18 protein-coding genes and 2 pseudogenes are annotated in these 26,162 nt (G+C 60.4%); 12 read left to right on the top strand and 8 right to left on the bottom strand.

What is annotated here, in order from left to right; translation table 11 throughout:
* Positions 1–30: 30 nt before the first annotated feature.
* Positions 31–918 (top strand): DUF2092 domain-containing protein, encoded by an 888-nt coding sequence (locus G9X67_RS17635; RefSeq protein WP_171599320.1) that lies wholly within the window; start codon positions 31–33, stop codon positions 916–918.
* Positions 918–2,033 (top strand): hypothetical protein, encoded by a 1,116-nt coding sequence (locus G9X67_RS35040; protein ID WP_246705425.1) that lies wholly within the window; start codon positions 918–920, stop codon positions 2,031–2,033. Before G9X67_RS17635 ends, G9X67_RS35040 begins: the two co-directional genes overlap by 1 nt.
* Positions 2,034–2,144: 111 nt before the next feature.
* On the opposite strand, the gene G9X67_RS17645 is transcribed toward G9X67_RS35040, so the two are convergent.
* On the bottom strand, positions 2,145–2,786 hold the full coding sequence (locus G9X67_RS17645) for a TetR/AcrR family transcriptional regulator (protein ID WP_138328975.1): 642 nt from the start codon (positions 2,784–2,786) through the stop codon (positions 2,145–2,147).
* A 432-nt stretch (positions 2,787–3,218) separates the two neighbouring features.
* Positions 3,219–3,568, bottom strand: a pseudogene (locus tag G9X67_RS17650) (transposase); the annotation flags it as partial.
* 283 nt (positions 3,569–3,851) lie between these two features.
* On the opposite strand from G9X67_RS17650, the gene G9X67_RS17655 reads away from it, so the two are divergent.
* Positions 3,852–4,046, top strand: coding sequence for a hypothetical protein (locus tag G9X67_RS17655; RefSeq protein ID WP_138328569.1), 195 nt, complete (start codon positions 3,852–3,854; stop codon positions 4,044–4,046).
* 371 nt (positions 4,047–4,417) lie between these two features.
* Here G9X67_RS17655 and G9X67_RS17660 read toward each other — a convergent pair whose 3' ends face one another.
* The gene (locus G9X67_RS17660; RefSeq protein WP_138328568.1) at positions 4,418–4,636 is read right to left on the bottom strand and encodes a hypothetical protein; all 219 of its coding nucleotides are present in this window, start codon (positions 4,634–4,636) and stop codon (positions 4,418–4,420) included.
* Between the two features lie 895 nt (positions 4,637–5,531).
* Here G9X67_RS17660 and G9X67_RS17670 point away from each other — a divergent pair.
* On the top strand, positions 5,532–5,861 hold the full coding sequence (locus G9X67_RS17670; RefSeq protein ID WP_245456130.1) for a hypothetical protein: 330 nt from the start codon (positions 5,532–5,534) through the stop codon (positions 5,859–5,861).
* 345 nt (positions 5,862–6,206) lie between these two features.
* Here G9X67_RS17670 and G9X67_RS17675 read toward each other — a convergent pair whose 3' ends face one another.
* Together G9X67_RS17675 and G9X67_RS17680 are read right to left on the bottom strand one after the other, a co-directional pair.
* On the bottom strand, positions 6,207–11,747 hold the full coding sequence (locus G9X67_RS17675; RefSeq protein WP_171599322.1) for an AAA family ATPase: 5,541 nt from the start codon (positions 11,745–11,747) through the stop codon (positions 6,207–6,209).
* Positions 11,748–12,532: 785 nt separating this feature from the next.
* Positions 12,533–13,171: a response regulator transcription factor gene (locus G9X67_RS17680; protein WP_171599323.1), complete on the bottom strand. Its 639-nt coding sequence runs from the start codon at positions 13,169–13,171 to the stop codon at positions 12,533–12,535.
* A 373-nt stretch (positions 13,172–13,544) separates the two neighbouring features.
* On the opposite strand from G9X67_RS17680, the gene G9X67_RS17685 reads away from it, so the two are divergent.
* Positions 13,545–13,940, top strand: coding sequence for a response regulator (locus tag G9X67_RS17685; RefSeq protein WP_138328565.1), 396 nt, complete (start codon positions 13,545–13,547; stop codon positions 13,938–13,940).
* 81 nt (positions 13,941–14,021) lie between these two features.
* On the opposite strand, the gene G9X67_RS17690 is transcribed toward G9X67_RS17685, so the two are convergent.
* A complete protein-coding gene (locus tag G9X67_RS17690; protein WP_171599324.1) occupies positions 14,022–15,341 on the bottom strand; it encodes a glucoamylase family protein in 1,320 nt (439 codons plus the stop codon).
* Between the two features lie 614 nt (positions 15,342–15,955).
* Between G9X67_RS17690 and G9X67_RS17695 the strand changes: the two genes are divergently transcribed.
* On the top strand, positions 15,956–16,180 hold the full coding sequence (locus G9X67_RS17695; RefSeq protein ID WP_138328563.1) for a hypothetical protein: 225 nt from the start codon (positions 15,956–15,958) through the stop codon (positions 16,178–16,180).
* Between the two features lie 184 nt (positions 16,181–16,364).
* Here G9X67_RS17695 and G9X67_RS35045 read toward each other — a convergent pair.
* Positions 16,365–17,034 (bottom strand): annotated as a pseudogene (locus G9X67_RS35045) (TetR/AcrR family transcriptional regulator).
* 180 nt (positions 17,035–17,214) lie between these two features.
* Here G9X67_RS35045 and G9X67_RS17700 point away from each other — a divergent pair.
* The 5 genes from G9X67_RS17700 (at position 17,215) to G9X67_RS17720 (ending at position 24,418) form a co-directional block, all read left to right on the top strand.
* Positions 17,215–18,279 carry an efflux RND transporter periplasmic adaptor subunit gene (locus tag G9X67_RS17700; protein WP_138328562.1) on the top strand — a complete coding sequence of 355 codons (1,065 nt, stop codon included), beginning with the start codon at positions 17,215–17,217 and terminating at the stop codon, positions 18,277–18,279.
* Between the two features lies 1 nt (position 18,280).
* Positions 18,281–19,378 (top strand): efflux RND transporter periplasmic adaptor subunit, encoded by a 1,098-nt coding sequence (locus tag G9X67_RS17705; RefSeq protein ID WP_138328561.1) that lies wholly within the window; start codon positions 18,281–18,283, stop codon positions 19,376–19,378.
* Positions 19,375–22,428, top strand: coding sequence for an efflux RND transporter permease subunit (locus G9X67_RS17710; RefSeq protein ID WP_138328560.1), 3,054 nt, complete (start codon positions 19,375–19,377; stop codon positions 22,426–22,428). The genes G9X67_RS17705 and G9X67_RS17710 overlap by 4 nt, the downstream gene beginning before the upstream one ends.
* Position 22,429: 1 nt before the next feature.
* Complete coding sequence (locus G9X67_RS17715) at positions 22,430–23,713, top strand: alpha/beta hydrolase (protein ID WP_171599325.1); 1,284 nt, start codon at positions 22,430–22,432, stop codon at positions 23,711–23,713.
* 111 nt (positions 23,714–23,824) lie between these two features.
* Positions 23,825–24,418 (top strand): TetR family transcriptional regulator, encoded by a 594-nt coding sequence (locus tag G9X67_RS17720; protein WP_246705426.1) that lies wholly within the window; start codon positions 23,825–23,827, stop codon positions 24,416–24,418.
* A gap of 18 nt (positions 24,419–24,436) precedes the next feature.
* On the opposite strand, the gene G9X67_RS17725 is transcribed toward G9X67_RS17720, so the two are convergent.
* Positions 24,437–24,904 carry a cupin domain-containing protein gene (locus G9X67_RS17725; protein WP_138328557.1) on the bottom strand — a complete coding sequence of 156 codons (468 nt, stop codon included), beginning with the start codon at positions 24,902–24,904 and terminating at the stop codon, positions 24,437–24,439.
* Positions 24,905–25,338: 434 nt separating this feature from the next.
* Between G9X67_RS17725 and G9X67_RS17730 the strand changes: the two genes are divergently transcribed.
* Positions 25,339–26,157, top strand: a complete 819-nt coding sequence (locus tag G9X67_RS17730; RefSeq protein WP_171599326.1) for a sugar phosphate isomerase/epimerase family protein — start codon at positions 25,339–25,341, stop codon at positions 26,155–26,157.
* The last annotated feature ends 5 nt before the right edge of the window (positions 26,158–26,162 follow it).

The following is a 26,162-nucleotide window of genomic DNA, read 5'->3' on the forward strand; positions in this document are numbered from 1 at the left end:
TCTCGTTCTTGAGTATCAAAGGAAATGAACATGGAAGTCTGTAATGGTTTGCGGCGGGCCCTCACGAAGGCCCGGCGACCTTCGGTGGCCACGAACCGCTCTGTCGAAGGAGGCGTGCATGCAGTGACTGCGATGCGGCATGCCGTCCAAACTGCCGCGCTCGGCATGTTCGTAGGATTCGCTGCGCTGCCGACAGCTCAAGCGGATGAGCCGACCCCGCCGGTAAAACCGGCGATCAGCGACGAGGCCGCGACCGCCGTTTCGCAGATGGGAAAGACGCTCCTTGCCAGGGACCTGACGATCACGGCGAGAACGATCAGCATTTACTTGGATCAGTCAGGACAACCGCTGCACATCTTCCATACGATGAAAATCACCGTGCGCCGTCCCGACCGGATCGCCGTCGAGTTTACCGGCGATGACGGCAAGCACGATCTGTTCTACGACGGCAAGGCGGCCTCGGTTTTCTTTCCCGACAGCAAGAAATACGCAACGATCCCGGTATCGGGCGACATACCATCTGCGCTCAACGAGGTGGCCACCAAGCTGGACGTCGATTTTCCGCTCGGCGCCCTTTTTGCAGACTTTCCAGACAAGGTCCTGTTGGGCGATGCCTTGGCCGCCTGGCAGGTGGGAACGGCTACCGTCGACGGCGTCGAGTGCCGGCATCTGTTTTTCTCTCAGAAGTCCGGCATCGATCTGGAACTGTGGGTCGAGAAGAATTCCGCGGCGACGCCGCATCGTCTGGTCGTCACCTACCCGTTGCTGCAGGGCCAACCAAGCTTCGTCGCCGAATTCACGAGCTGGAAGACCCAACCTCCTCTGTCCGACTCCGAATTCACCTTTGAACCTCCCGCCGATGTGAAAAAGATCGACCTGACACCAGCCGTTGCATCGGGAACGAAAGGAAGCAAGTGATGAACTATCTGAAGCGCACCTGCTTTGCTTTTCTCGCTTTCACGGCCATTACATCGGATGCGGCATTCGGTCAGTTTGGACCGCCCCCTGGTGGTCCGCCGCCCCTGCCGTCTGGAGGCCCACCACATCTGCCGTCGGGAGGGCCGCTACGTCCTGAGATGGGCGGCACACCGCGTCCGCCGATGGCCCGCCACGGCCGGCCGCCGATGCGCGTGCAGAACCGTCCACCGGTGAACCGTCGTATTCGTGCGCCAAATGTCGGTGGCGCAAAGGGGCGCTTGGCGGAGAGACCCGGCCGCGGAGGGGGCAACGCGTCCGGAAATATCCGCAACACGCTGAACTCGGGCGGTAACATCAAGGGGAACCGCGCCTTCATGAACTCCGGCGGCAATATCGTTGCAAAGAACTCAGGCAACCCCACCGTCAACAATTCCGGCGATCTCAAGGTCTCGGGCAACGGCAACGGATACTTTGGCCGTGGATATTATGGCCGCGGCGATCGCGACCACGCTGAGTATGGCGGCAGAGAATATGGCCGCGGAGATCACGGCCGCGCAGAGTACGGTGGTGGAGATTATGGGCGCGGATACGATCGCCGCGAAGCCTACGTCCTGGGCGGGTATGCGGCAGGCGTCGTCGCCGGTGCGGCAGCCTCCTCGAGCACCGGCGGAACGACGTATTCTTCCTATGGAGATCAGTCTGGATTCGCTGCGGGTTCCTCTGGCGCAGCGTCCTCGAATTCGTCCCACGGCAGTGCTTCGGGCTCTCCTAACGCGGCGTCGTCGGGTTCGTCTCACGCCAGGTCTTTAGGCTCTTCTGGCGAGGTATATGCGACCTCTTCCCATCAGAGCCGCTCGGCCTCGTCCAATGGCGGCGGGGAGGGCGGGACGAACCAGAGCGGCGGCAACACCAGCTCCCAGTCTGTGAATCCTTTGATTGCCGGCCTGTTTGAGAGCCTGCCGCCGGAGGGCACGGCATGGACCTCGGAAGATGCGGTCAATTGGCTCCAGGCTGCGGCAGCCAATCTACGGATCGTCTATAAGATCCAGGGAAACATCTTGGTCACGGGCGAAGTCCCGCCCTCGGATTACAATCGCGTGCCTAGCGGAAATTAGATTCAGCTCTGCATGGGGAAAGAGGTTGAGGCCGGACGTCGCACGACGTATCCGGCCTTTGCCAGCATCGAAAACTGCACTGCTCCGTCCGCTCTGACGTACCTCGCCAAATCAGGCCATTCGTCCCGAATGCTGCACGAGTCCGTGCATGACAAGGTCAATGTGCGACTCCATAAGCGCCTTGCCGTCGATCGGCTTTCGACCCGCAAACATCAGACGCCAGGCGGCAACCTGAAAAATCGAGCTCGCGAGCACGTCAGGCGTGTCGGCCGCCGTATCTTGTCTCAACTCTCCCGATTTCACGCCTTCTTTGACCAATGCCGTGAGGGCTGCAAGCGTCGGTGCGATGAATAGCTCATGACGGCAATCGACCATTTCGGGAAGACGAGCTCCTTCGGCGACGGACAAGCGCAGGAGTTCTCTCGTTTTTCGGTCGTTGGCCGTGTTTTCATAAGCGATAAGCAGCAGGTCGCGGATCCGCTCCGCGCAGGATCCCCGGAGGCAGCCGATGGCGGTCGACAGGTCTGCGGATGACGTCGACGCGTGGCGAAACATCTCCTGGAAAAGAACGTCCTTGGTCGGGAAATAGAGGTAGACCGTTCCCTTTGTTACGCGCAGTCGAGTTGCGATGTCTTCAACTCGCGTTGCCGCATAACCTTTTGCCGCAAACTCCTCGAACGCGGCCTCCAGTATTTCATGGGGACGCCGCGCCTTCCGTTCCGCCCGCGATGTTTTCTTTCCAGCTCGTTTCATCACATCCCGTGGTTTCTTTGAGAGTATCGGGTGGCACGGCATGGTGGCCCGCTCAGGACCCTCGGTTGTGGGCGCTGATCTGCAGTGGCAGTGTTTCGGTCGTATCCCGCTCATCTTGTATGGATGTGCGTCGACATTGCCCGAGAGATGTTGGCATCGTCTACTTTAATCAAAAAAGTTGACGTTGTCAACATCAGGCGATGGCCAGTTGCACCCAGCAGTCGAAGCTGGCCGATCAACAACGCGGCTCTGTTCGCAGCTGCTGTGGCAAGGATGCAATGAGTAAGATACACACGGAACGGCGCGAACTGGGTGGCTGAGCACCAATGGCTGACCCGCCGAGAACCGTGGTTGCATTCATTCTCCCGCTCGCCAGCGTATGCGATGCACCCTTGATTCCGGCAAGGATATGATCGGCAAGATACCTAGCTAGAAGCCAAGCTTGCCCATCCTTTGCGCGATCAGCTTGCGGTCGAGTTCCACCTTGTCATGGGCGTAGGTGACTTCCTGGGGTTAGAGCCGCAGGCCATCGGCATATTTGGACACGGCAATCTGCGCCAAAAGACCTTCTGTCGGAATGCCGCCCTCGATGAGGTGAGCTGGAGCAGCCGCCTAGATAACGCCGTCCTAGTCTTAAAAGCGTACTTTGGGTGGCGCGCGCCGATGACGCGGGACTTCGCCGGCATCACGTCCAACCGTTCGGAGACGTATTCTTGGATCAGAATCTTCTGCTTGCCTGCAGACTCTGACCGTTCTTCCGGCTTGGGGGGTTATACGAGTAGATAGCATGCCTGATGCCAACGCATCTCTTCATTGGCAGGTACAAAAATGCTCTACTGTGAGCGCCTTCTTAAAGGCAACGGGCCACCTAACTCTCTGTGGCGCAAGGGTTCCTTTACCACCCGCTGAATGCGAGCCCTCTTCCTCTGCCGAGCTACTGACCAGCGTCACGAGCCTCGCAGATCTCCAAGAGCGGTCGGGCAGTCATGTCCGACAGGCCGCTCACAATTGACGAAAGTGGGGATAACGCTAGGGCAACTTTACCGCACCTGGAGGCAGTTCACGATGGCAGCGCAAAGATATAGCCGTTGCAAGAACCTCAACATTTATTGGACGGTGTTCGATAAGGTCATCGGACAGCCGGCCGTCATCGATGGGTTTGTCATGGACATGCTCACCGCCGAGGAGGCCGATAACTTGGTCGATCTGCTAAACCGTGGCAACCAAGCGAGCCTCTGGTGTTTTGCCGGATGGTGTTAGAAGCAACTGGCCGTTTGCGCAACACTTGCAGCTGTTTGGGCGGTTGTGGCTCTGGGCCGATTCGACTTAAGCTCTTGTTCTTACAGCCCCTCCAGGAAAGCGAGCAGGCGGTCGTCGGGGGCGGATTGGCTTGACAGATTGATCCGACTAAAGCTTGGTGAGCCGCTTCCTTGAGGTCGAATTGGGCATGCTGATAGGTCTGCGTTGTTTCGATCGAGTCGCGGCCGAGCCGTCGTGAGAGGGCGATTCCATTGACGTAGCGCTCTTTGATCGTGCAGCTGGATAATCCCTCGTTGGTTCAATTCCTTTAGAACTTTGCGAAGCCTACCACTTCATTCGGCCGTTTGGGCTGTGCGTCGATATGCTGGACCTCAATTCGCTCGGCCAAGAATATTGAGGGCGTCTTGCAATCTAAGGGCAGCCACCGCCTTCGTTGCCTCCTCGGCGGGCCATCCGGCTTCCATTGCCGCCGAAAGCAAGGTGGACTCGGTGTGAAGCTCCAGTCTTTCGTAGAGGGGCTCAAGCGCCTCGCGGGCAGTGACAACGTGCTCGTCTGGCGGCGTGATCGCAGTCGGAGATACCGTCGGCATTCTGCGTCCTTCCTAACGGTTTTGGAACCTGAAAACTGGCCACGACGCCGGTGCGAGCATGAGCAGCTTGGCGGAGCCAGCACTTATGAGCAAACGTTAAAACAAAGCGTATAGATCCGCCATCATACTTGTGTATGCGGAAATTATACGGACGCAGCAGACAGGCGGGCTACCAGGGAGCTTTGCCAGGCTCAGCCATTCGTTTTCGAGCATGAAGCATCCACACATTGCTCAGTGTTCTCCTAGCCGGCGCGCTCAAGACGGCAGATGCGTCTATCCCAGGTGGCGGCATCTCATCTCGAAGGAGCGGGTGATCTAGCGGAGACATCACGCGGCTCGCCGGCCTCCGATCAAGGACTCCTAAACCCTCGTATAAGTCATCCCCTCCCTCTTCTCTACCCGATCATTCCTCCAGATCAATAGCAGGTCGAGCAGCGTCCTGCTACGGTCAGGGTACAGTCTCCCGCGCCGCAAACTACGAAGCGCTTCGGGACGTGGGGCCGCCTGGACAGACGGAGACGCTATTCGTAGCGGAACTCGATCGAAGGGAAAGCTTCAAGTCTAGGTGCGGATCATGGGCAAGCCAGCGGCCATTTGCTTTGCAGTCGTGATCGCTGCTCCGGCAGCGGCGCATGATGCGACGCCAACGGCGGCACAGCCGAACGGATGGACATATCCGTTTTCGTGTTGCAGCGGATTTGATTGCCGCGAACATCCACCATCAAGCGGTTCACGAAGGCCCGCGCGACTAGCTCACTGGGGAGTTCATCACGCCGCGGGATCTGCATCAAGAACAGTCCGGACGGCAGTTTCACCAATGCACGGTGGCCGGCGAGCCCACGGGTCGCACCGTTTGCCTGTTCGTTCCCCCGCGTTCCTTCTAAGGATTGACACCATGACACATGAACTCAACCGCATCGAAATCGATCTGGTCCCGTTGACGCTGTTTCCCAGCGCATATGGGAAAGCTAGGCCCTGGGTTCCGGGCTCTCCGCTCCAGATGCCGCCAGATGGTTCATCATGGCCGAATACGGCCTTTGAGGCGCATTTGATGATGTTTTCCGTCATGCCACGCGAAACAATCACGCCTTCCTGGGGGCAAGCTTTGCACGCCGGGAGATCTGCCTTTACCCTGTACGTGACCGGGACGCGGTTCGGTCTTTTGTGCTACTCCCTCGGGCTTGTCCGTCTTGTAGAGGACTTCGAGGACTTTGCCCTTCAGTGAGTTCCGTGACCATGCATAAACCAAGCGATCCGCGTCTTGGAAAGGGTCTTGTGGTCCGCACTTGAGGATCATCGAGTTTGGTGGCTGGCACCTTTTAGTTGGTGCGAACATGTTGATGCTCTCCATCGCGTCGTCCAGTTTCTTGTCGCGCGATTTCGCACCGCGATCGATGCGCTTGTTGCTTTCGCTACTGCCGCCCCATTGGCCCGATGACCGGGTCGTGAAGGTGAATTCAGCTTCGGCCGCACCTCAGTCGTCTCGTGATGGAGAAGGGGGCCAGGCCGACGGCCTTCCCACCTCGCTGAGACCTGCACTGGCTGCGAGAGCTTCAGCCAGTTGTTGGTCCTATTGGTTTCCCAACATTGCCATTTGGTCGGCATGCGTTGCGCCAGCGGCTTCGTCTCGTTTGAGAGGCAGGGTGAACCGAAACACAGCCCCACGAGGTTCATTAGCGGTGGCCCACATCCGGCCCCCGTGAGCCTCGATGATCGAACTGCAGATCGCCAGGCCCATACCCATGCCGCTGGATTTGGTCGTGTAAAAGGCCTCAAAAAGACGGCCCATAGCCTGCTGGTCCAGGCCCGGACCCGAGTCGCGCACGCCGACGACCACGCCTCCCGAGGCCTCTGTCTCGGTGCTGATCAGCAACTCGCGCTCTTCCTCACCAACGCAGCTCATCGCCTCGATGGCGTTCATGATCAGGTTTAGGATCACCTGTTGCAGCTGGACGCGATCTCCTTGCACGGACGGGAGGCTCGTCGCGAATTCGGTCTGCAGCGTGACGCCTTGCCGGAGCACTTCACTGCCGGTCAAGGCAATCACGTGACGAATGGCTTCATTGAGGTCGAACTGCGCCTTGCGAGGGGGCTCCTTCTTAACCAAGGCACGGATCCGGCCAATGACGTCGCCGGCTCGATTGGCGTTCTCGACGATCCGGGCGAGCGCCTGTGCCACCTCGTCCAGATTCGGCGGATGGCTACCGAGCCAGCGCAAGGCCGCCTGGGCGTTGGTGAGCGACGCGGCGAGCGGCTGATTGACCTCATGGGCGATGGAGGCCGTGAGCTGCCCCATTGTGGCGACGCGGTTTGCGTGGGCCAGTTGCGCCTGCGCCTCGCGCAAGGCTTCCTCGCTCTCCCGTAACGCCTCTTCGGCCTGCCGGCGCTCCGTCAAATCGAGGACGAAAGAGACACCTTCATTCCTGCTTTCTTCTAACAGTGCGCCGCCGATCAGCACGGGCAGACGGCTGCCATCTTTCCGAAAGTACTCTTTCTCGAACGGTTGGACTGCCCCGATCATCTTCAGCTCTGCGACGGTCCGCGCGTCGCGGTCGCGCCATTCGACCGGCGTCAGGTCCGTCCAGCATAGCCGACCCGAGGCAAGATCCTCTCGGTCGTATCCCACCATGCGGAGGAACGCGTCGTTGGCCTCAAGAATGCGACCTTCGATATCCCAGATGACGATCCCGATGATGTTGGCCTTGACGAGGCGACGGATCTTGGCTTCGCGTTCAGCGAGATCGCGGTACAACCGGGTATTCTCCAGTGAGATCGCTGCCTGAGAGGCGAGCAGCTTCAGCACCGCGATCCGGGCCGGCGCGAAGACCCGAGGGGCGAGGTTGTTCTCAAGATAGAGTACCCCGGTCAGTTGGCCCTGATTGAACAACGGCACACAGAGAATGGAACGAGCATGGTGCTGACAAATATAGGGGTCCGCGGAAAATGGATTCTGAGCCGAGGCGTCGTCGAGAACCACGCTTTCGTTTGTGCGCAAGACATAATGAAGGAGCGATTGCGGCAGCGTGATCGCTGTCACGATCTCGTCACGCATCTGCACCACGACCGTTTCGCCGCCAGTCGTGGCCTCCGCCGTGACCCGTGACTCACCGCCACGCGGCAGGATCAACAGGCCGCGCTCGGCGCCCGCCTGCTCAAGGGCGGTGCGCAAGACCGTGTCGATCAGCTTTTGAAGGACAATCTCGCCCGACACGGCTTGCGAGATTTTGATAACGGTTGCGAGATCGAGTTGCTCGACCGGTGCACCAATGGTGCTTGTTGGAGCGGGAGCGCGTTCTTCCCCTTTTAGGTCAGGATAGAGTTGGTCGAGTTGCCGCACCTTGCCGTCGGCGCCCCAGCGCAGATAGCAGCCACGCGCGTTGCGGAGATAGAGACGAGTAAAGTCCTCGAAGCCTCCCTGCGCATAAAAGCGGGCGGCGAGTTCATATGCGAGGGCTTCATGATGAATGAAGCCGTTTGCGCGCGCCGAGCGGATCGCTTGTTCGTAAAGACGCACGGCATCGATTTCGCGGCCTTCAAGGCGTGCTATTTCGGCGCCGACCAGCGCGGCTCGGTTTTCGAAGTTCTCCGGGCAATTCTTCGCATAGATCTGAAGCTGTCGGTGGTGTGCAACCAGAGCCTCCATATGCCGCGCCCGCTGGTCAACCACAGCATAGTCGCAGCATGCGGCGCGGGCCAAGGCACCGTAGAAATGATGTTCCGGCGTTTCTTCGAAATGCGACACCGATGTCCATGGTAGCCTCTGCGCTCGCAATGACGCATCGACCGCCGCCTCATAGTCGCCCGCAAAGAACCGCGCCTGGAGTTTTCTGACAAAGTAGCAGGTTTCCGCAAGATTCGGATTTTCGGAAAACCGGCGTTCGGTCTCAAGTTCGTCAAATCCGTCGTCGTCAAAGGAGCCGAATTTCCGGGTCAAGCCCCGCAGCGTCCGGACGAGCCCGAGCTGCGCGCTGGCGAGGTCTATGACGAACTGGAACCGCACCTTTTGCGCAAATGTGAGGCCAATCTCCGCTTGGCGTTGCACTTCCAGAAGCGGATCTCCCGCCGCCAGCAGGTTCGAATTCAAACTGGCATAGCTGTATCCGGCAAACGTGAGGTCGCCGCTCTGGTCGGCAATTTCAAGCGCTCGCCGCAACATGTCGCGGCCGATTCGGACATGTCTCGTCCACGGTATGACGTGAGCCGCGAAGTCTTTGTAAATCCTGGCCTGAAAGCGCTTCAGGTCGTGCTTTTCGACCAGTTGGCAGCCTAGCTGACCGAAGAGGTATCCGGCCTCATAGTCGCCGAAGCGTGGCCCGGCAATATAGCCAAGCGACACATACTGGTAGCAGGAGCCGTCGCTGTTGCCGCGCTCGAGGCTCCGATTCACGGCCAGGCAGATTGCCATGCATGCCAGGTTCGCGTCGGTATGCCATACCGCCCCAACGAGCCGGGTGAGAATATCCAGCGTCGCGGAGGATGCTGGGTCGCTCATCAACGGTAGATCAATGAGCTCAGTGATCGCGCGGCTCCCGAGTTGCGACCAGATCCGGTCGTATTCGCGCCGAACCTGCTCGTCGGGGGGATGCGGCGACCAGTCGATGCCGAGATACTGCCTCAGGTAGTCGAGACCGACTGCGGCGGAGCGACTGGTCTGACCGAGCGCAGCATAGAGATCGATGCGCAGGCAGGCGACAGCGGCCTGGTCGTCGGAGCAGACAGCAAAATTGGAAAGCTCTGCTAACCGCTCCTCCGCGGCCGCCAGCGCGCCAAGGAGGAACTCGCACTCGGCTCGGTTCAGCTCAAGCGCGAACGCCAGTTGGTGCTGGCGCTCCCAGGTGTCTCCCGAAAGCAGTATCGTGCCGGCAGCAAAATAGTTGAGCGCCGAGGCGTATGCCGTCGAGGCCTTGGCGCGCTTGCCGGCCAGCAGATTGAATTCGGCCAGTTGCTCGCGCTCCTCAGTTGAGGTGATCAGTGTGGCTCCGCGATTGAGCTGGCTGACAATCTCGAAAACATAATCGTCAATCAGCTCCGGCGCAGTGTTCGCCGCAAGCAGTCTCCCTATACGAAGGTGCAACTTGCCGCGTCGCTCCTCCGGGATCAGCGAATAAGCGGATTCCTGAACGCGATCGTGGACGAACCGGTAGGCGCCTGCCAGACGCTCGAGCAGTTCATGAGCGACGGCAGGCCACAGGGCCCCGGGGACTTGCTCCTCCGGGATCCCGAGCACGAGTGAAAGCATCCTGGTATTTGCGATGCTTCCAAGACAGGCGAACTGCTGCAACGCCTCCCGCGTATCGGGCGGCAGCCGCGCGAGCTTGCCGACCATGAGGTCCACGACGTTGTCGGTGTATCCCTTGGCATGAATGCGCTCGAGATCCCAGGACCAGCATGCCGCGTGATGATCGAAGGTGAGCATCCCCTCTTCGGCGAGCGAAAACAGGAACTGACGGACGAAGAACGGATTGCCGCCGGTCTTCTCGTGCATCATTTGTGCGAGCGGGGCTGCACGATCGGGCTGACAGTGGAGCGCATCCGCAATCAACTGCCGGAGATAGTCTTTAGTAAGCGGCGCAAGCGTGATCTCCGCGACCTTGCCGCCGGCGGTCTTGATCGCGTCAAGCTTCCGCATCAGCGGATGGGCGGCGGTGACTTCGTTGTCGCGATAGGCGCCGATCAGCATGAGCTGCTGTGGATCCGACCGGGTCAGCAGATCCTCCAGCAGGTCGAGCGTCGCCGCGTCGAGCCATTGGAGATCGTCGAGGAACAGCGCCAGCGGATGTTCGGGTCGGGCAAAGACGCTGATGAACCGCCGGAGTATCAGCTGGAAGCGCCGTTGCGCGTCCTGTGGCGGAAGTTCAGCGACCGGCGGCTGGTCGCCGATGATGAGCTTCAGTTCGGGGACGAGATCGACCATCAGCTGTCCGTTCGGTCCCAGCGTCTCGCTCAGCGCCTCGCGCCACGTTGCCAAATCGGCCTCGCTCTTCGCGAGGAGCCCCTTGAGCAGGCCCTGAAAGGCCTGCGCCAGGGTCGCATAGGGGATGTCCTGCTTGTACTGATCGAATTTGCCTGACGCGAACAGCCCGCGCGGCGGCACCAGTACTTTGTGAAGTTCATTGACCACCGCCGACTTGCCGATGCCGGAATAGCCAGAGACCAGCACCAACTCCGGCGCCCCGCTCAACACCACGCGGTCGAAGGCAGTGAGCAAGGTCTCGACCTCGTGTTCCCGCCCGTATAGCTTCTCAGGAACCAGCAGGCGGTCCGGGATATCGCGTTCGCCGAGTGGGAATGCGTCAATCCGGCACTGGATTTCCCATTGGCTGAGACAGTGGCTCAGATCGTGCTCGACGCCGCCTGCCGTCTGGTATCGTTCCTCGGCCGTCTTGGCGAGCAGCTTCATGACGATGGCCGAGACTGCCGGCGAAACATTCGCTGCCCGCTCGTTGGGCGGCACCGGCTGCCGTGCAATGTGGCAATGCACCCATTCCATCGGGTCGGAAGCGGCGAAGGGCAGGCTCCCGGTCAGCATTTCGTAGAGGGTCACGCCGAGTGCATAAAGGTCGCTGCGGGAGTCGATCGAGCGGTTCATGCGCCCGGTCTGCTCCGGGGCCATATAGGCAAGCGTTCCGGCGACCACTTCGGGCGGCTCGGGCGCCTGCCGCTCGCGGGAGAGGCGCGAGGCGATGCCGAAGCCGGTGAGCCGCACCTCGGCGCTCGTGTCCGTTACCAGAATATTGGCTGGTTTGATGTCCTTGTGGACGAGGCCGCGCTGGTGGGCCTTGCCGAGCGCAGCGGCGATGCCGATCGCGAGGCGCAAGAAAAGCTTGGTTTCCATTGCCGTTCCGAGTCGCCGGGCGAGCGGCGCGCTGCCCGGATCTTCAAGCACCAGCATGGTCCGGCTGCCTTCGTGCACCAACTCAAGCGGTCGCACCGCCCATGCGCCATCGAGCTCATCCTTCAATCCGTATTCATGCTCGAGGCGGCCGAGGCTTGAAGGTGTCGGGTACTCAAGGGCCGAAAGCACGACCAGGACCTGGTTCCACTTGCCGTCGGAACCCCGGCGCCGTTCCCGGCGGAACACGCGATCACCGTCCTCCCAAAGAACCTCCAAACTGCAAATCTCCACCGACGCCGAATAAAGAGGATGTGCCTACCTGACGACTTCGTCAGCCTGTCGCATCTGGTACTGCCACTTTCGTTTCGGAGATCCGTCCGATCAAATTGGCCACAGAGAGCACAGATGACGAACCGCAACCACTTCCCCACCTTCTTACCACATCTCGCCTGTTCGTCCCAACAACGAGCGGCCATCACCCGCCCGTTCGATACGTGGTCCACCTCTACGAAAGACCGCCCAGCGGCTGCTGGGCGGTCGGGCGGGTCGTGGACCCGCAGAGCTTCGGATGGAGGAGCGCCGAAGCTTGGTGGTAGCAACGGGGGGATTCGCCACCTGTCTCGCGAGGCAACGAGTGGAGCCTAGCGATGGAAGGGACGACGGGAAATTATACTATGGTTTCGTTTTTGCGATACCTTGGAATACCGGCGCCGATACCCATCATCGAACTTCTGCTCAGGGAGTCTTGTCGGCGAAGTCATCCTGGGCCCCAACAATAACTGGGGCGATGGTCTGAGCTACTCCACCGCGCGCACGGTCGTGCCGTCAGTTGCGATCCGTTGTCGGTGTTGGCGTCAAAAGTGTCTTGCGGGGACTGAGGCCAAAAAGAAGCCTCCCGCGGGGTGGGAGGCCAAGGCGGGCCGATCGGTGGCGATCCGGCCTGGGAGGAGGGAGGAAAGGAACGCGCACCATAGAGCAGGGCTCCCGCCCGGGGCTATTGGCCACCCGGAAGGATCGATTACCAATGAGGAGGGGGTGACCTATACGCGCCGCAAAGACCTTTATGAGTGCGTTTGCGGCTTTCCCGGCACGAGCATCAGCTTGTCAGCCATACGCGCGAGTTCGGGCAGGGATCTGGTACCCATCTTCTGCATGACCTGACTGCGGTGAACCTTCACGGTAATCTCGCTCACGCCTAGATCGCCCGCAATCTGCTTGTTGAGCCGTCCGGTCACCACCAAAGCCATCACCTCGCGCTCCCGCGGGGTCAGGCTATCGAAACGCGCGCGCACCGTCGCCAATGCCTTTTCATTTTCAAGCCACACGCGGTCGCGCGCCAGGCCGACGTGAACGGCGTCGAGCAAATCCTGGTCTCGGAACGGTTTCGTCAGGAACTCGACCGCGCCCCCTTTCATCGCCTGGACAGACATGGGAATGTCGCCGTGCCCGGTGATGAAGACGATCGGTAGCTGAATATTTTCTCGCGACAGCTCGAGCTGAAAATCAAGACCGCTTTGTCCCGGAAGCCGGACATCGAGCACGAGACAGGTCGGTCCGTTGGGTCGCCCAGACCTGAGGAAGTCGCCCACCGAAGCGAGGAGATTGACGGCAAAGCCGACGGAACGCAGCAGACTGCCCAGCGCCTCGCGGATTTCCGGGTCATCATCGATGACAATGATGGTTGCTGGCGCCTCGGTCAAATGTCAGAGCCCCCAAGGTGAATCGGCGTTTTGGGATATATACTATCCACCCCCACTGCAGCAGCAGCCCACCCAGCAGAGCGCCAGTCACGCGATGAGAACACTCCTCCTGTCTCCCTCGCTAGTGCCGAAACGGGTTTCTTTCGCACACCAGAATGCGCGATAATTACCTCGGCCACAAGGCTAGATGCGGGCGGCCCATGTTCCGGGCGCTCTTGGGCAAATGTCCCGTTCGTTGCAGCAAGTCTTAGACAATCTATACGATCGTATAGCTTGCGATGCCTTTGTCGCCGTTAGATACTAAATCCATCCAGCCAAGCGCGCCACAACGCTAATTCGGCACGACGCCGATCGGCGAAGTCGGGAGGCGGCAGTGCCAACCAAGAAACCTCTGATTGCGATCGTCGACGACGACGAGTCGATGCGGGAGGCTATCAAGGGGCTCATGAGGTCGATGGGATTTGACGCCGAGACCTTTTCATCCGCGGATGATTTCTTGAGATTCCCTCATATCCGCCGCACGGCCTGCCTCGTGACGGACATCAATATGCCCGGAATGAGTGGGCTCGATCTGCACCGCCGGCTCGTGGCGCTGGGCAAGAGCATTCCGACCGTTCTGATCACCGCTTTTCCGGAAAAGAATGTGCGCGCGTCTGCGTTGGGCGCGGACATCGTCGGCTGCCTGACAAAACCGTTTGGCGAACAGGTTTTGCTTGATTGCATCCGTTCTGCGCTGGCTCTCAGTAGCGAGGGCGAAAGCGGTTCATGAGGTTGCAAGACCCTTCCTGGGCAAAGGGGCGGTACCAACTCGGCGGGCGCGGGGAGCGCCAGGGATCGCAGCGCATCCAATCTAAAGCCACCCTCCTGAAAATCCCGCGCGACGCAATCCGATCACCAGGGGCTTGCATCGACGCATGATGTTCCAGAGCAAACCGGTCCGGTAGTTTTCGATCATCAGCACCACCGGACCTTGGTCAATGCCAAAGTGATAGGGACTTACCCACCATCCGGTGGGACTGTTTTCCACGACATAGGTCTGGTTGAACGACGGTTTGAAACCGTAAAGCCGCGTCATGCCGAGCTTCATTCGCGCAAAGTTGAGGACTGTCGGTACGACGATCTCCGGCGCGAACGGCAGCGAGGCGACAACGACCCATGGCGCGACGGTGCCATCGTCAGGTCCGAAGGGCGCGCCTCGGGCGTTGTAGTCGAAGAACTCCCGATCGACGCCATTGATCGCCCGCTCACCCCAACCTGGTCCGTCGCAGGCAGTAAACCCCCAACAATATTCCCCGTAACCTGCAAAACCCATTGGGTTGCGAATTGCGTATTCCTGCTGCACGAACGATGCCTGCCGGCTGTTTTCAAAGTAGTCGCTGTGGTGCTGGCGCATGAACTCGTCACGAATGCCTCGAAAGTCTACCCACATGTGCGACAACTGGTGGGTAAAAAGCGGCCCCGAATAAAGCAATTCGCGACCATAGATGTTTCTCCATTCATAGCTCGCGGTGTAGGCGGCGTAACTCTCCGGTGGCAATGGATGGGTTGGCGATCCCAGCCCGAGAATGTACAGTAGCAGACCCTCATCGTAACCGCGCCAGCGATAAGGAATAAACCCGCTTTCCGGGTGCCAGCCATGCGTCAAGGTGGGGCCGCCATCGCAAGCCCAGATCCAGTCGGCTCGCTCGTAAAGCGCCGTCGCAAGCTGGCGGATTTCTGCCTCGTCGGCCGTATCGCCATCAAAATAGGTCGCCGCGGTCAGGGCGCCGGCGAATAGGAAAGCCGAATCGATAGTGGACAATTCGCATTGCCAGGCCCGGCGGCCCGTTTCGATGTCCAGAAAATGATAGAAAAAGCCCCTGTGCCCGGATGCATCGGGCTCCGGCCCCTGCGGGCATTCCATCAAAAACCGCAATCGCTTGCGGGTGATCTTTGCAGCAAATTCGCGAATGATTACCCCACGCTCGACAACAACGGGAATTGTCGCCAGAGCCATGCCAATTGCCGCGATGCTTGCCGGGGCATTCGGTTCGGTTTTGTCGCGAACCAGACCGTTGTCCGGGTTCGTGCATTGGAGATAGTATAGCAAGGTGGTGAATTGCAGCCGCCCCAGATCCTGGTCGGTTGGCAAACGGTCGAGAGAGCGGTCGGTCGAGATGATTTCGGGCATGGTTGCTAACCAGTTACGGCGCGGATGTCGTGCGTGCCCCCATCTTCACCAAGCGGCACATTTACGTCTGCGATCGGTCTTTCGTCCAGTATGACGGCGTGCACGCCTCGACCGACCCCTCTGAATTATGGAAACCGATACGGTACGTCGCCAATCCATCTTTATGCAAAAAGCTAATAGGCCGGGCAACTGGCGGGAACTCAAGGCAATGCCTCGGCTCGTCGACAAGCGCTGCGCGGATCGGCCGAAATCGTTGCGAATGACTTCAGAACAGGGAGGAAAAACCAGCCGATCCCAACACTCCCACCGTAGCCTTCGGCCCCGATTTTGATCTTTCCAATCCTATCAGCTGTGTCTCCAAACTGGAATAGCCACTGCGACCTCTGCCAAAGCCTCAAAGGGTAAGGCTTTCTGCACATCTCTAATCCCCCAACCGAGGAAGTATAAGCTCGACAGACTCCGAAAATCTTATGGAGTGGGTTAAACCAAAGGAGGAAGTGAGCATACCCAGAATTCAGAAAGTCTTCCCTGAGTATTATGGACTGAGATAGCGCCTGGGACTAGCCTCAAAGGTGCCAACTGAAGGGAATGCCCGCAACCAGAGGAAGCACAGTATGACTGATACGCTGGAGCAGAATGATCCTGCCATCGAAGAACTGATGAAAGACGCAATAACCAGTTACATGCTGGATAGTTTCGACGTCGAGGATCGGTTGAAGGCAGCCGTCCAGAAGATCGCCGTGGAACTGCTTGCTGAAGAGTTGGCTGCTCTGAGGGAGAAGGTTGCGAAGGCCAAGTCGTCGTATATCCAGGTCGGAGATGTGTTGACCGCGGCTTAGCTAAGGTCGGTCGGATATTCCCAACCTCGGGCAGGGGAGGCGTTCTGCGAGCGGTGCACCCCAATCCTGCTATTTTTGATTTGAGTGCGGAAATCACCCGCACGGTCGCCAGCAAAACATCAGCCCCAATGCAAGCATCTTCCCAAATGTCAGCAGACCCGCCGGGCGCGAGGCTCGGGACGTTTTAGTAGACAGGCCGAGGTCCTACCCACACTCCTGGTGGTATAGCGGGGATACTATTCGCCAGTCTGTCGAGCATGCTTTGCAAGACGCTCTCTGTCAGCGCCTTCGTCTTGTCGCTGGGCCGGCGAGGCGGTCTACCTGCAGCAAACTGAGACCATGCATTTGCGACCAGAAAAACAGAATGGCACCGTCAAAGTTACGTGTATTTGCAGCCGTGTCCGGAATGGGCCGCCCGAGCGCGCCGTCGCTTATCGCATTCACCAAAAGCGCTCTTATGTTCTCTGCCGCAGTTCTTTCGACAGCAGGGGCCCGTTGTCCTGACCGGCGAGATAGCCTCTGAACACAATCTGTAGAGCGCAGGATTGTTGACGCCGCCGCCGACGTGGACGCGCCCTATAGCTGCCAGCCGCTCGCGCGGACCGTCGAGTCCTTCGTCGCGTCGCTCATTTGCTTCGCAAGGAGCTCAAATCCAACCGCCCAGACGGCGGCCAGCAATACCCGCTTGTCGGCGTGTTTGTACGGGGCGTTGTGACTGACGCCCGCGCGTCGGGCGAGCTCCCGAAGTGAATCTGGGACTCGCTGAGGACATCGAGTGCGGCCTCGACGAACGCCCTGTGCAGGTCACCATGGTGATACGGGCGCGGCTCTGTCGTGGAAATGTCTTGGGTCATATTTGTCCATTTAAGTTTTAAGTTGCTCGTGTCAACATTCTTGCCTGTCGTATGTTGACAGCGCCCACTTTTGCCTTTAAGTGGGCGTTGTCAACATCGGGCGATGGCCTGTTACACGCAGCAGATCGAAGCTGGCCGATCAACAACGCGGCTCTCTTCGCAACCTTACCGGAGCAAAAAATGCAGTCCTTTCGATTGCTGGGAATTGGTCTCGCCTGCGCAGTTCTGGCTGCCTGCGAAGAAAAAGCTGAAGTTGCGCCGCCGCCGCAGCAGGTCCGCGTCGTTGCGGCCGCCGAGGCTCAGTATCAATCGGGTGCGGAAATCACCGGCGAGGTGAAGGCAAGGGTTCAGACCGAACTCTCCTTTCGCGTCAGCGGCCGGGTTCTTGAGAGAAGGGTCGACGTCGGATCGCATGTCCACGCCGGCGACGTGCTTGCCCGGCTCAACGACACGGAACAGCAGGCGGACGTCAGCGTCGCCCGCGCCGCGCTGGAGTCGGCGCAGGCCGTCGCCAGACAGAAGACACTCGCCTTCGACCGGGCGAAGTCGCTCCTGCAGTCGCAGGCTGTTCCGCGGGCGGTCTTTGACGATGCACAGAAGGAGCTGCTGAGTGCGCAGGCTTCCCTCGAGGCCGCCGAGGCCGCGCTCGCGACGGCCGAGGACGCGCTGTCCTACACCGAGTTGAAAGCGGCTGCAGACGGCATCGTCACGGCGCGCGGCATCGAAGCCGGGCAGGTGGTGTCAGCAGCGCAGTCGGCCTTCACGCTCGCCCATGACGGACCGCGGGATGCGGTGTTCGACGTCTTCGAGGCTTTCTTTCTGGATGGCCGGCCGCTGAACGACGTCGAGGTCGCACCGGTGTCGGACCCCTCGCGCGACGTTCATGCCAGCATACGCGAGGTCTCGCCCGTCATCGACGCGAAGGCAGGCACGATCCGGATCAAGGTGGGGCTCCAGGACGGCGCGCCATGGCCGCTCGGAACGCCTGTCGTGGGCAAGCTGCGCGCCTCGCCGCGCGACGGCATCGTGCTGCCCTATACCGCGATCGCATCAGCCGAAGGCGAACCTGCCGTGTGGCTCGTCAACACCCAAAACCAATCCGTTTCGCTCCGGAAAATTTCGGTCGACCGGTACCGCCAGAGCGATTTCGTCGTCACCGGCGGCGTCGCCGCACAAGACCTGATCGTCACCGAAGGCGGAAAGTTCCTCAAGGAAGGCCAGGCAGTCGCCTGGGAAGGCAAGTGAGATGACCCTCAATCGCATATGTACCTCTCTCCCGCTTCTTCTGTCAGTGTCGCTGCTTGCAGGCTGCGATCAGAACTCCGTCGCAGGGGAGGCGGCGGCTCCCCGTCCTGTCAAAGTCGTCACGGCTGCGGCCGAACAGGGCAAAATCGCAACCTCGCCCGGCGTGGTGCGGGCCCGCATCGAGACCGACCTGGCGTTTCGGACGCTCGGGCGAATGGTCTCTCGCAAGGTCGATGTCGGCGACCTGGTGCACAAGGGCGATGTCCTAGCGGAAATCGATCCCCTCACTCTGCAGCTCGCGGTCACGAGCGCGGAAGCCGAACTGCGCAACGCCCAGGCGCAGTTGGAGAACGCCGCGACGACGGAAACCCGCAAGCGAAGGCTCGTTCAGAGCAATGCGGCGAGCGTTGCCGATCACGATCTTGCCGAACAGCAGCTCAAGTCGGCTACCGCCAATGTCGCGAAAGCGACGGCCAGCCTTGCGAAGGCGAATGAGCAGCTCGGCTACGCCGAGCTGAGGGCCGAGTTCGATGGCGTCGTGACCGCCACGTCCGCAGAAATGGGCCAGACCGTTTCGGCCGGCCAACCGGTCTTGAAACTGGCACGCCTCGAGCAGCGCGACGTGGTGGTCGACGTGCCGGAGGCGCAGTTCAGTCGCGTTCGCCTGGACGACCGCTTCAACGTCGCCCTCCAGCTCGACAGCAGGATCCAGGCCACTGGCGTCGTCCGCGAGATCGCACCGCAGGCCGATCCCAATACCCGCACCTATCGGCTGAAGATCGGGATCGATCAGGCGCCGGACATCTTCCGCCTTGGCGCCGTGGTCACCGCGACGCCGCTTGTCGGAGAAAGGAAGCAGGCGATCGCGCTGCCGCTCTCCGCCATCCGTCATAAAGACGGTGCCAGCCAGGTATGGGTGGTGGATCGCTCCACGGCCCAGGTCGTCCTGAGGCCGGTTGAACTGGAAGGTCCGGCGTCCGCCCCCCGTTCCGTCCTGGTTCAAGCGGGCCTGCGGGAAGGGGAAGAGATCGTCATCGCCGGAGTTGATGAACTCACTGATGGACAGAAAGTGCAACTCGGACAGGAGCCACGCCCGTGAATAAATTCAACCTTTCTGACTGGGCGCTCGAGCATCGTTCGCTTGTCTGGTACTTCATGATCATGTTCGCGGTGGCGGGCGCCTTTGCCTATCTTGGGCTCGGCCGCGAGGAGGATCCATCCTTCACGATCAAGACGATGGTGATCCAGGCCCAATGGCCAGGCGCTTCTGCCCAGGAGGTGACGCAGCAGGTTACCGACCGCATCGAAAAGAAGCTCCAGGAGCTCGACAAGCTGGAACATACCCGCAGCATTACGACTGCCGGGCAAACGATCGTCTTCGTCGATTTGCTGCCGGATACAATCGCGCGGGACGTAAAGCCCACCTGGTCGCGCGTCCGCAACCTGATTGACGATATCAAGAACGAATTCCCCCAAGGCGTCGTCGGCCCCTTCTTCGATGACCAGTTCGGCGATGTCTATGGCAACATCTTCGCCTTCACCGGCGACAGCGGACTTAGCCAGAGGGAACTGCGCGACTTCGCCGAGAATGCCCGGACGCAGATCCTCAACATCCCCGACGTCGGCAAGGTCGATATTGTCGGCGCGCAGGACGAGGTGATCTACCTCGAATTCTCCACCCGCAAGATCGCCGCCCTCGGCATCGACCGCTCCGCCATCATTGCCACGCTGCAAGCGCAGAACGCCGTCACCCAGTCCGGCTTTGTCGAAACCGGACCGGAGCGGGTCGCCTTGCGGGTCGGCGGGCGCTTCATCTCCGAGGACACCTTGCGTGGGATCAATCTTCGGGTAAACGACCGCTTCTTCCCGCTGACCGACGTCGCCACGATCACCCGCGGCTATGTCGACCCGCCGACGTCGCTCTTCCGCTTCAACGGAAAGCCTGCCATTGGGCTCGCGATCGGTATGAAGACGGGCGGCAATGTGCTTGCCTTCGGCGAATCGCTTGACAAGACGATGAGCAAAATCACCCAGGAGCTTCCGGTCGGCGTCTCGGTCGAACAGGTGTCCGACCAACCAAAGGTGGTTGAGGAGGCAGTCGGCGGCTTCACAAAAGCTCTGTTCGAGGCGGTCGCGATCGTGCTCGCGATCAGCTTCATCAGTCTGGGGATGAGGGCCGGCCTGGTGGTGGCAATCGCGATCCCGCTCGTTCTCGCCATCACCTTCATGGTCATGTTCTACACCGGCATCTCGCTGCAGCGCATCTCGCTCGGAGCGCTGATCATCGCGCTCGGCCTCCTTGTCGACGACGCCATGATCGCCGTCGAGATGATGGTTGCACGGCTGGAAACGGGCGACAGTCTCACGAAAGCCGCCACCTACGTCTACACATCCACGGCCTTCCCGATGCTGACGGGCACGCTCGTCACCGTCGCGGGTTTCATCCCCGTCGCTTTTAACAAGAGCAACGCCGGCGAGTTCACCTTCTCGCTCTTTGTGGTCATAGCGGTTTCCCTCGTCGTTTCGTGGGTGGTCGCGGTGGTGTTCACGCCCCTGATCGGGGTGACCATTCTACCGAAGACGATGAAGAAGCACGCCGAGCACAAGGGCCGTTTTGCCAAGATTTTTTCCAGCCTGCTGCAATTCTGCCTGCGCTGGCGCTGGATGACGATCATCGCAACAGTCCTACTCTTCGCTGGATCGATCGCCGGCCTGTCGATGGTGCAGCAGCAGTTCTTCCCGAGCTCCGACCGTCCGGAACTGATCGTCGACTGGAACCTGCCGCAGAACAGTTCGATCGCCGAAACGAGCCGCCAGATGGCCCAGTTCGAGCGTGAGATGCTGACTGGCAACGCTGGCGTCGAACATTGGTCGACATACGTTGGCAGGGGTGCGCCGCGCTTCGTTCTGTCCTTCGACGTGCAGCCGGCTGACGTTTCTTTCGGCCAGACGGTCGTTGTCACCAAGGACCTCGACATCAGGGACAAGCTGAAGCAGCAGATGGAGGTCTACCTTCAGAAGACGTTTCCGGGAACGGACGCTTACGTGAAGCTTCTGGACATCGGGCCTCCGGTTGGCAAGCCGATCCAGTACCGAGTGTCCGGCGAAAATCTGCAGACGGTGCGCGACCTGGCACAGAAATTGGGCTCGATCGTCGGCACCTATCCTTCCCTCCGGAACATCGCCTTCGACTGGAATGAGCCGGCCCGTGTCGTGAAGATAGACGTGCTGCAGGACAAGGCCCGACAGCTCGGCGTCTCGTCTCAGGACATCGCAATGGCGCTCAACACCGTCGTACAAGGCAATGCCGTAACGCAGGTTCGGGACGACATCTATCTGGTCGATGTCATTGGCCGTGCCGCGGAAAAGGAGCGCGGCTCGATCGACACCCTGCTTGACCTGCAACTGCAGAGCAGCAACGGTCAATCCGTCCCGCTGTCATCCGTCGCAACCTTCCATTATGAGCTTGAACAGCCGACGATCTGGCGGCGCGACAGAATTCCGACCATCACGATCAAGGCCGGGATCGGCGATGCGACGCAGCCGGCAACCGTTGTGAAGGCGCTCTCCGACAAGGTTTCGGCTTTCGAAAAGACGATGCCGGCCGGGTATTCCGTGAAGGTCGGCGGCGCAGTCGAGGAAAGCGCCAAATCGCAGGGTCCGATCGCCAAGGTGGCGCCGGCTATGTTCGTCATCATGGCGACGCTGCTGATGATCCAACTTCAGAGCTTCCACCGGCTGTTCCTGGTCTTCTCGGTAGCGCCGCTGGCCCTCATCGGCGTCGTCGTGGCGCTGCTCGCCAGCAACTCGCCGCTTGGGTTCGTCGCGCTCCTGGGCGTGCTCGCGCTGGTCGGAATTCTCATCCGCAACTCCGTGATCCTGATCGTGCAGATCGAGGAGTTGCGCGCAGAGGGAATATCGGCGTGGAAGGCGGTGGTGGAGGCGACCGAGCACCGCATGCGGCCGATCATGCTCACTGCTGCGGCCGCAACCCTGGCCCTGATCCCGATCTCGCATGAAATTTTCTGGGGTCCCATGGCCTACGCGATGATGGGCGGGATTGTCGTCGGAACGGCGCTGACACTTCTCTTCCTGCCGGCGCTCTACGTCGCCTGGTTCCGGATTCCTCGCGAAGTCGAGCAGAACTGAGATGACCAGATCGCTCTCACTCCCTGGGCGCATTGCCCAGGGTCTCACCGGGTTTGGGTTCGCCAAGGCGATCGCTGCCCGCGTAGGCCGCGCTGTCCCGGTCCTTGTGGCCCTGTCACTCGTTACATCGGGTTGCGCCAACCGGGTGCAGGATGTCCTTCAGCCTCTCGCCGTGGCCCCGGCCGGCACGAGCCGGGTCACCATGCTGGTCGCCACGACACGTAAGCCTTCGGAGGATCCCGGCAAGCTTTATTCCGGCGACCGCGGGACGGCGATTTCCCTTAACAGCGTCGACATATCCATCCCGCCCGATCGGAACCGCAAGATCGGAGAGGTGCAGTGGCCGTCCCGCATGCCGCCCAACCCGCAAAAAGAGTTTGCGGTCACGCAGGTTGCCAAGGTGCAATCCGAGGGCCAGGCGTTCGACTGGTACCGGAAGAACCGAAACACGAAACATCAGGTCATCATTTTCGTGCACGGCTTCAACAACACCTACGCCGACGCTGTCTTCCGCTTCGCGCAGATCGTCCATGACTCGGGAACCGACGCCGCACCGATCCTCTTCACCTGGCCATCAAGGGGCCGTGTCTTCGACTACCTCTACGACAAGGAGAGCGCCAACTATTCGCGTCGCGCTCTGGAGGATCTGATCCTCCAGGCGGCGAAAAGTCCCGACGTCTCCGATGTGACGATCCTCGCCCATTCCATGGGCGGCTGGCTTGCGGCCGAGGCACTGCGCGGCGTCGCCATGCGCGAGAAATCAATCCCGGCAAAGGTCAAGAACGTCGTTCTCGCATCGCCGGACATCGACATCGATGTGTTCCGTCGCCAGTTCACCGAGATGGGGCCGAAACGGCCGCACTTTGCGATCCTGACCTCGACACGCGACAAGGCGCTGGAGATGTCGAGCTGGCTATCGGGTGGCGTCAGCCGCGTCGGCGGATCCGATCTCAGACCTTACGCGCCTCTTCTCGACGAACTCGGCGTTTCCGTTATCGACACGAGCGCCATCGCGACGAACGATCCGCTCGGCCACAATGCCTTCGCCGACAGCCCGGAGATCGTGCGCCTGCTCGGGCGGCGGCTGGCAGGGCAGAGCCTCGAGGGCGGAAAGGCAAGCGTTGCCGATCAGATCGGGATGACAGCGGCCAATTTCGCCGGCTCGGCAGCGCGCGTAGCCGTTGCGGCTCCAGTCGCGGTCATCAGCCCGGAGGCGCGAGAAATCCTGAAGCGGGAACTCTCCTCGAATGAGGGGAAGATGGTGGATGGTCAGATTGCCTACTGATCGTCAGCCGCCTCGATCAGACGCCGTCTGAGACCCGTCCAGCATGCGGACCAGATAGGATTGGCAAATGGAAGTTGGCACGACTGTAAGCGACCGGCCGCAGACTGCTATATGTCCTCGATCATCGAAGCCGGCACGGCAGCGTGCCGGCTGTACGGGCCCTCGAAAACAAACGTCGCCGATATCGCTCGACTGCTGGGGAAGTCGCCGGCAAGTGTGTACAAAATCTTCCCCTCCAAGGCGGCGATTTGGGATGCCATTGCCGGGAATTTCTTCGAAACTGATCTCACCTTCACCCCATCTGCCGGCGGCGAGCTCACCAGTGCGGCGAGCCGCCTGAAAGAAACCGCGCTCGGACAACACCGCCTGATGCTGCAGGCACGTCACGGCGACAGCCAGATGTTCAACCTCGTTGTTCTCGCCGCAGACGGCAGTTGGCCATCATTCAGAGACCATCTGAAGCGACTTCAGGCGTATATCGGGGAGCTCATTTCCACTGGCATCGCGACTGAAGAGTTCGTTCCGAGGAATGTTGACACGGCCGCTTCCTGCTTTTGCGCCTCAATCATCTCCTTATGGGACCCCAGAATTATTGGCGCTCTGCCTTCGAGCCACTGTGAGCTATCAGCCCATGAACTTGCATCTTTCGCAGTTGCAGCTCTCAGCCAAGTTGCCCCAGGCGAGGAGAGCATGGCCGCGGAATGACGCCCCCAGATGCGGTCGCTAGGCCGCGAGGATGGTGATCCCGTAAGCATTGGCGGCCGCGGTCATGCGGGCGATGGTTTCGGCCGAAGGGCTGGCCTTCGGAGGCTCGGTTGTGCCTTCCGCTTCGATGAATTCGGCCATGTCCCGATCGACGACCGCGGAAAAGACCACGGGGATGGTTCCACGGTTGGAATAGCCGTGCACCATGAAGGGCGGGATGGTGACGATGTCGCCGGCGCTCGCTTCGATCTCTTCGGGGCCGCTGTCGCCCAGGCGCCAGATCGTCAGCTTTCCCTCGATGATGCGGAACACTTCCGGGCTCGCATGCGCATGTTTCGGCGTCCGGCTGCCTGATGGCACGGTGACGTCGAAGAGATTGAGCCAGGTTCCGCTGATTCTAAGCCGACGCTCGACCCGGTCGCCGAGGACGAAAAACCGCTTGGCCTCGTCGCTTGTATGCATTTTCACAAATGAGTTGGACATCATGTCTCTTTCTTTTTCTTACAGGGCTTCTTCTGATCGGCTTTTTCTTGCGGGCGCAGCCGTTAGACCTTTGCGCCGTCTTTGACAAGCCGCCCTGTTGTTGGGGGTAACATCGCCGAAGGCTTTCAAAGAAGCGCGCTGCATCGGCCGAAGCGCTGAACAAACGGCTCCGTTGCCAGGGGTTCAACGCCGCTCGCGCGCCACTGCGTCACGAGACTGTCGAGGCCGATATCGGTACTTCGGGGCGTTTCCGCAAGGTCCGTCAATGCCGCATCAGCTATGCGCAAATGACTGAGGCCGGAGGGATGCGAAAGGCTCGGCGCCTGTAATACCGCCGACACAGAAGGGGCGCATAGAACGCGGCGGCCGTTCTTGGAGCCGTCCTTCCACGCCGTCCCGGCATTCACTTTGATCATTCACATTGATGGAGCGCATCCATGTCCTCTCTTCCCGTCGTCGGCGCCGCCATGACGCTCGATGAAGTCGAACTTCACCGTGACTGGCTCTTCGAAAAGTCCCGCGATCTCGAATTGCAGAGCTTTATCGATGCCGAGATTCTGAACGGCGACTGGGCGCCGCTTGCCGCCCGCACCAGGCGGCTTCTCGACGGTCATAACGGCCGCCTCGGCATTCACGGCCCGTTCTGGGGCTTCACCATCGCCTCGGAAGATCCCGATATCCGCGCCATCGTCACTAGGCGCCTGCTGCAGGGGCTCGACGTCTGCGCCGTCATCGGCGCGACCCATATGGTCATCCACAGCCCTTATACGTCCTGGTCCTACAACAATCTCGACGACAATGCCGGCGCCCGCGAAGCCCTGGCCGAGCGCACGCACATGACGCTCCGCGACGCCGTCCGGCGCGCCGAGGATATCGGCTGCACCATGGTCATCGAGAACATCGAGGACAAGGATCCGCATATTCGCGTGGCGCTTGCCGAAAGCTTCAACTCGCCTGCCGTCGCGGTCTCGATCGATACCGGCCACGCCCATTATGCCCACGGCTATACCGGTGCGCCACCGGTCGATTATTACGTCAAGGCCGCCGGCAATCGCCTCCAGCATGTCCACCTGCAGGATGCCGACGGATATGCCGACCGCCACTGGAGCCTTGGCGAAGGCACGATCCGCTGGCATGCCGTCTTTGCGGCTCTCGCCAAGCTCGAAAGCAACCCGCGCCTCATCATCGAGATCAAGGACAAGTCGAAGATACCGGCTTCATCAGCCTTTCTCGCTTCGATCGGCGTAGCTCAATAGGGTCT

Source organism: Rhizobium sp. WYCCWR 11152 (assembly GCF_013087615.1).
GTDB classification, from domain to species: Bacteria; Pseudomonadota; Alphaproteobacteria; order Rhizobiales; family Rhizobiaceae; genus Rhizobium; species Rhizobium indicum.

Bases quoted from the DNA above. Each gene is read 5' to 3' on its own strand.
- G9X67_RS17635 (WP_171599320.1), top strand. From the start codon at position 31: ATGGAAGTCTGTAATGGTTTGCGGCGGGCCCTCACGAAGGCCCGGCGA.
- G9X67_RS35040 (WP_246705425.1), top strand. From the start codon at position 918: ATGAACTATCTGAAGCGCACCTGCTTTGCTTTTCTCGCTTTCACGGCC.
- G9X67_RS17645 (WP_138328975.1), bottom strand. From the start codon at position 2,786: ATGAAACGAGCTGGAAAGAAAACATCGCGGGCGGAACGGAAGGCGCGG.
- G9X67_RS17655 (WP_138328569.1), top strand. From the start codon at position 3,852: ATGGCAGCGCAAAGATATAGCCGTTGCAAGAACCTCAACATTTATTGG.
- G9X67_RS17660 (WP_138328568.1), bottom strand. From the start codon at position 4,636: ATGCCGACGGTATCTCCGACTGCGATCACGCCGCCAGACGAGCACGTT.
- G9X67_RS17670 (WP_245456130.1), top strand. From the start codon at position 5,532: ATGACACATGAACTCAACCGCATCGAAATCGATCTGGTCCCGTTGACG.
- G9X67_RS17690 (WP_171599324.1), bottom strand. From the start codon at position 15,341: ATGCCCGAAATCATCTCGACCGACCGCTCTCTCGACCGTTTGCCAACC.
- G9X67_RS17695 (WP_138328563.1), top strand. From the start codon at position 15,956: ATGACTGATACGCTGGAGCAGAATGATCCTGCCATCGAAGAACTGATG.
- G9X67_RS17700 (WP_138328562.1), top strand. From the start codon at position 17,215: ATGCAGTCCTTTCGATTGCTGGGAATTGGTCTCGCCTGCGCAGTTCTG.
- G9X67_RS17705 (WP_138328561.1), top strand. From the start codon at position 18,281: ATGACCCTCAATCGCATATGTACCTCTCTCCCGCTTCTTCTGTCAGTG.
- G9X67_RS17715 (WP_171599325.1), top strand. From the start codon at position 22,430: ATGACCAGATCGCTCTCACTCCCTGGGCGCATTGCCCAGGGTCTCACC.
- G9X67_RS17720 (WP_246705426.1), top strand. From the start codon at position 23,825: ATGTCCTCGATCATCGAAGCCGGCACGGCAGCGTGCCGGCTGTACGGG.
- G9X67_RS17725 (WP_138328557.1), bottom strand. From the start codon at position 24,904: ATGATGTCCAACTCATTTGTGAAAATGCATACAAGCGACGAGGCCAAG.
- G9X67_RS17730 (WP_171599326.1), top strand. From the start codon at position 25,339: ATGTCCTCTCTTCCCGTCGTCGGCGCCGCCATGACGCTCGATGAAGTC.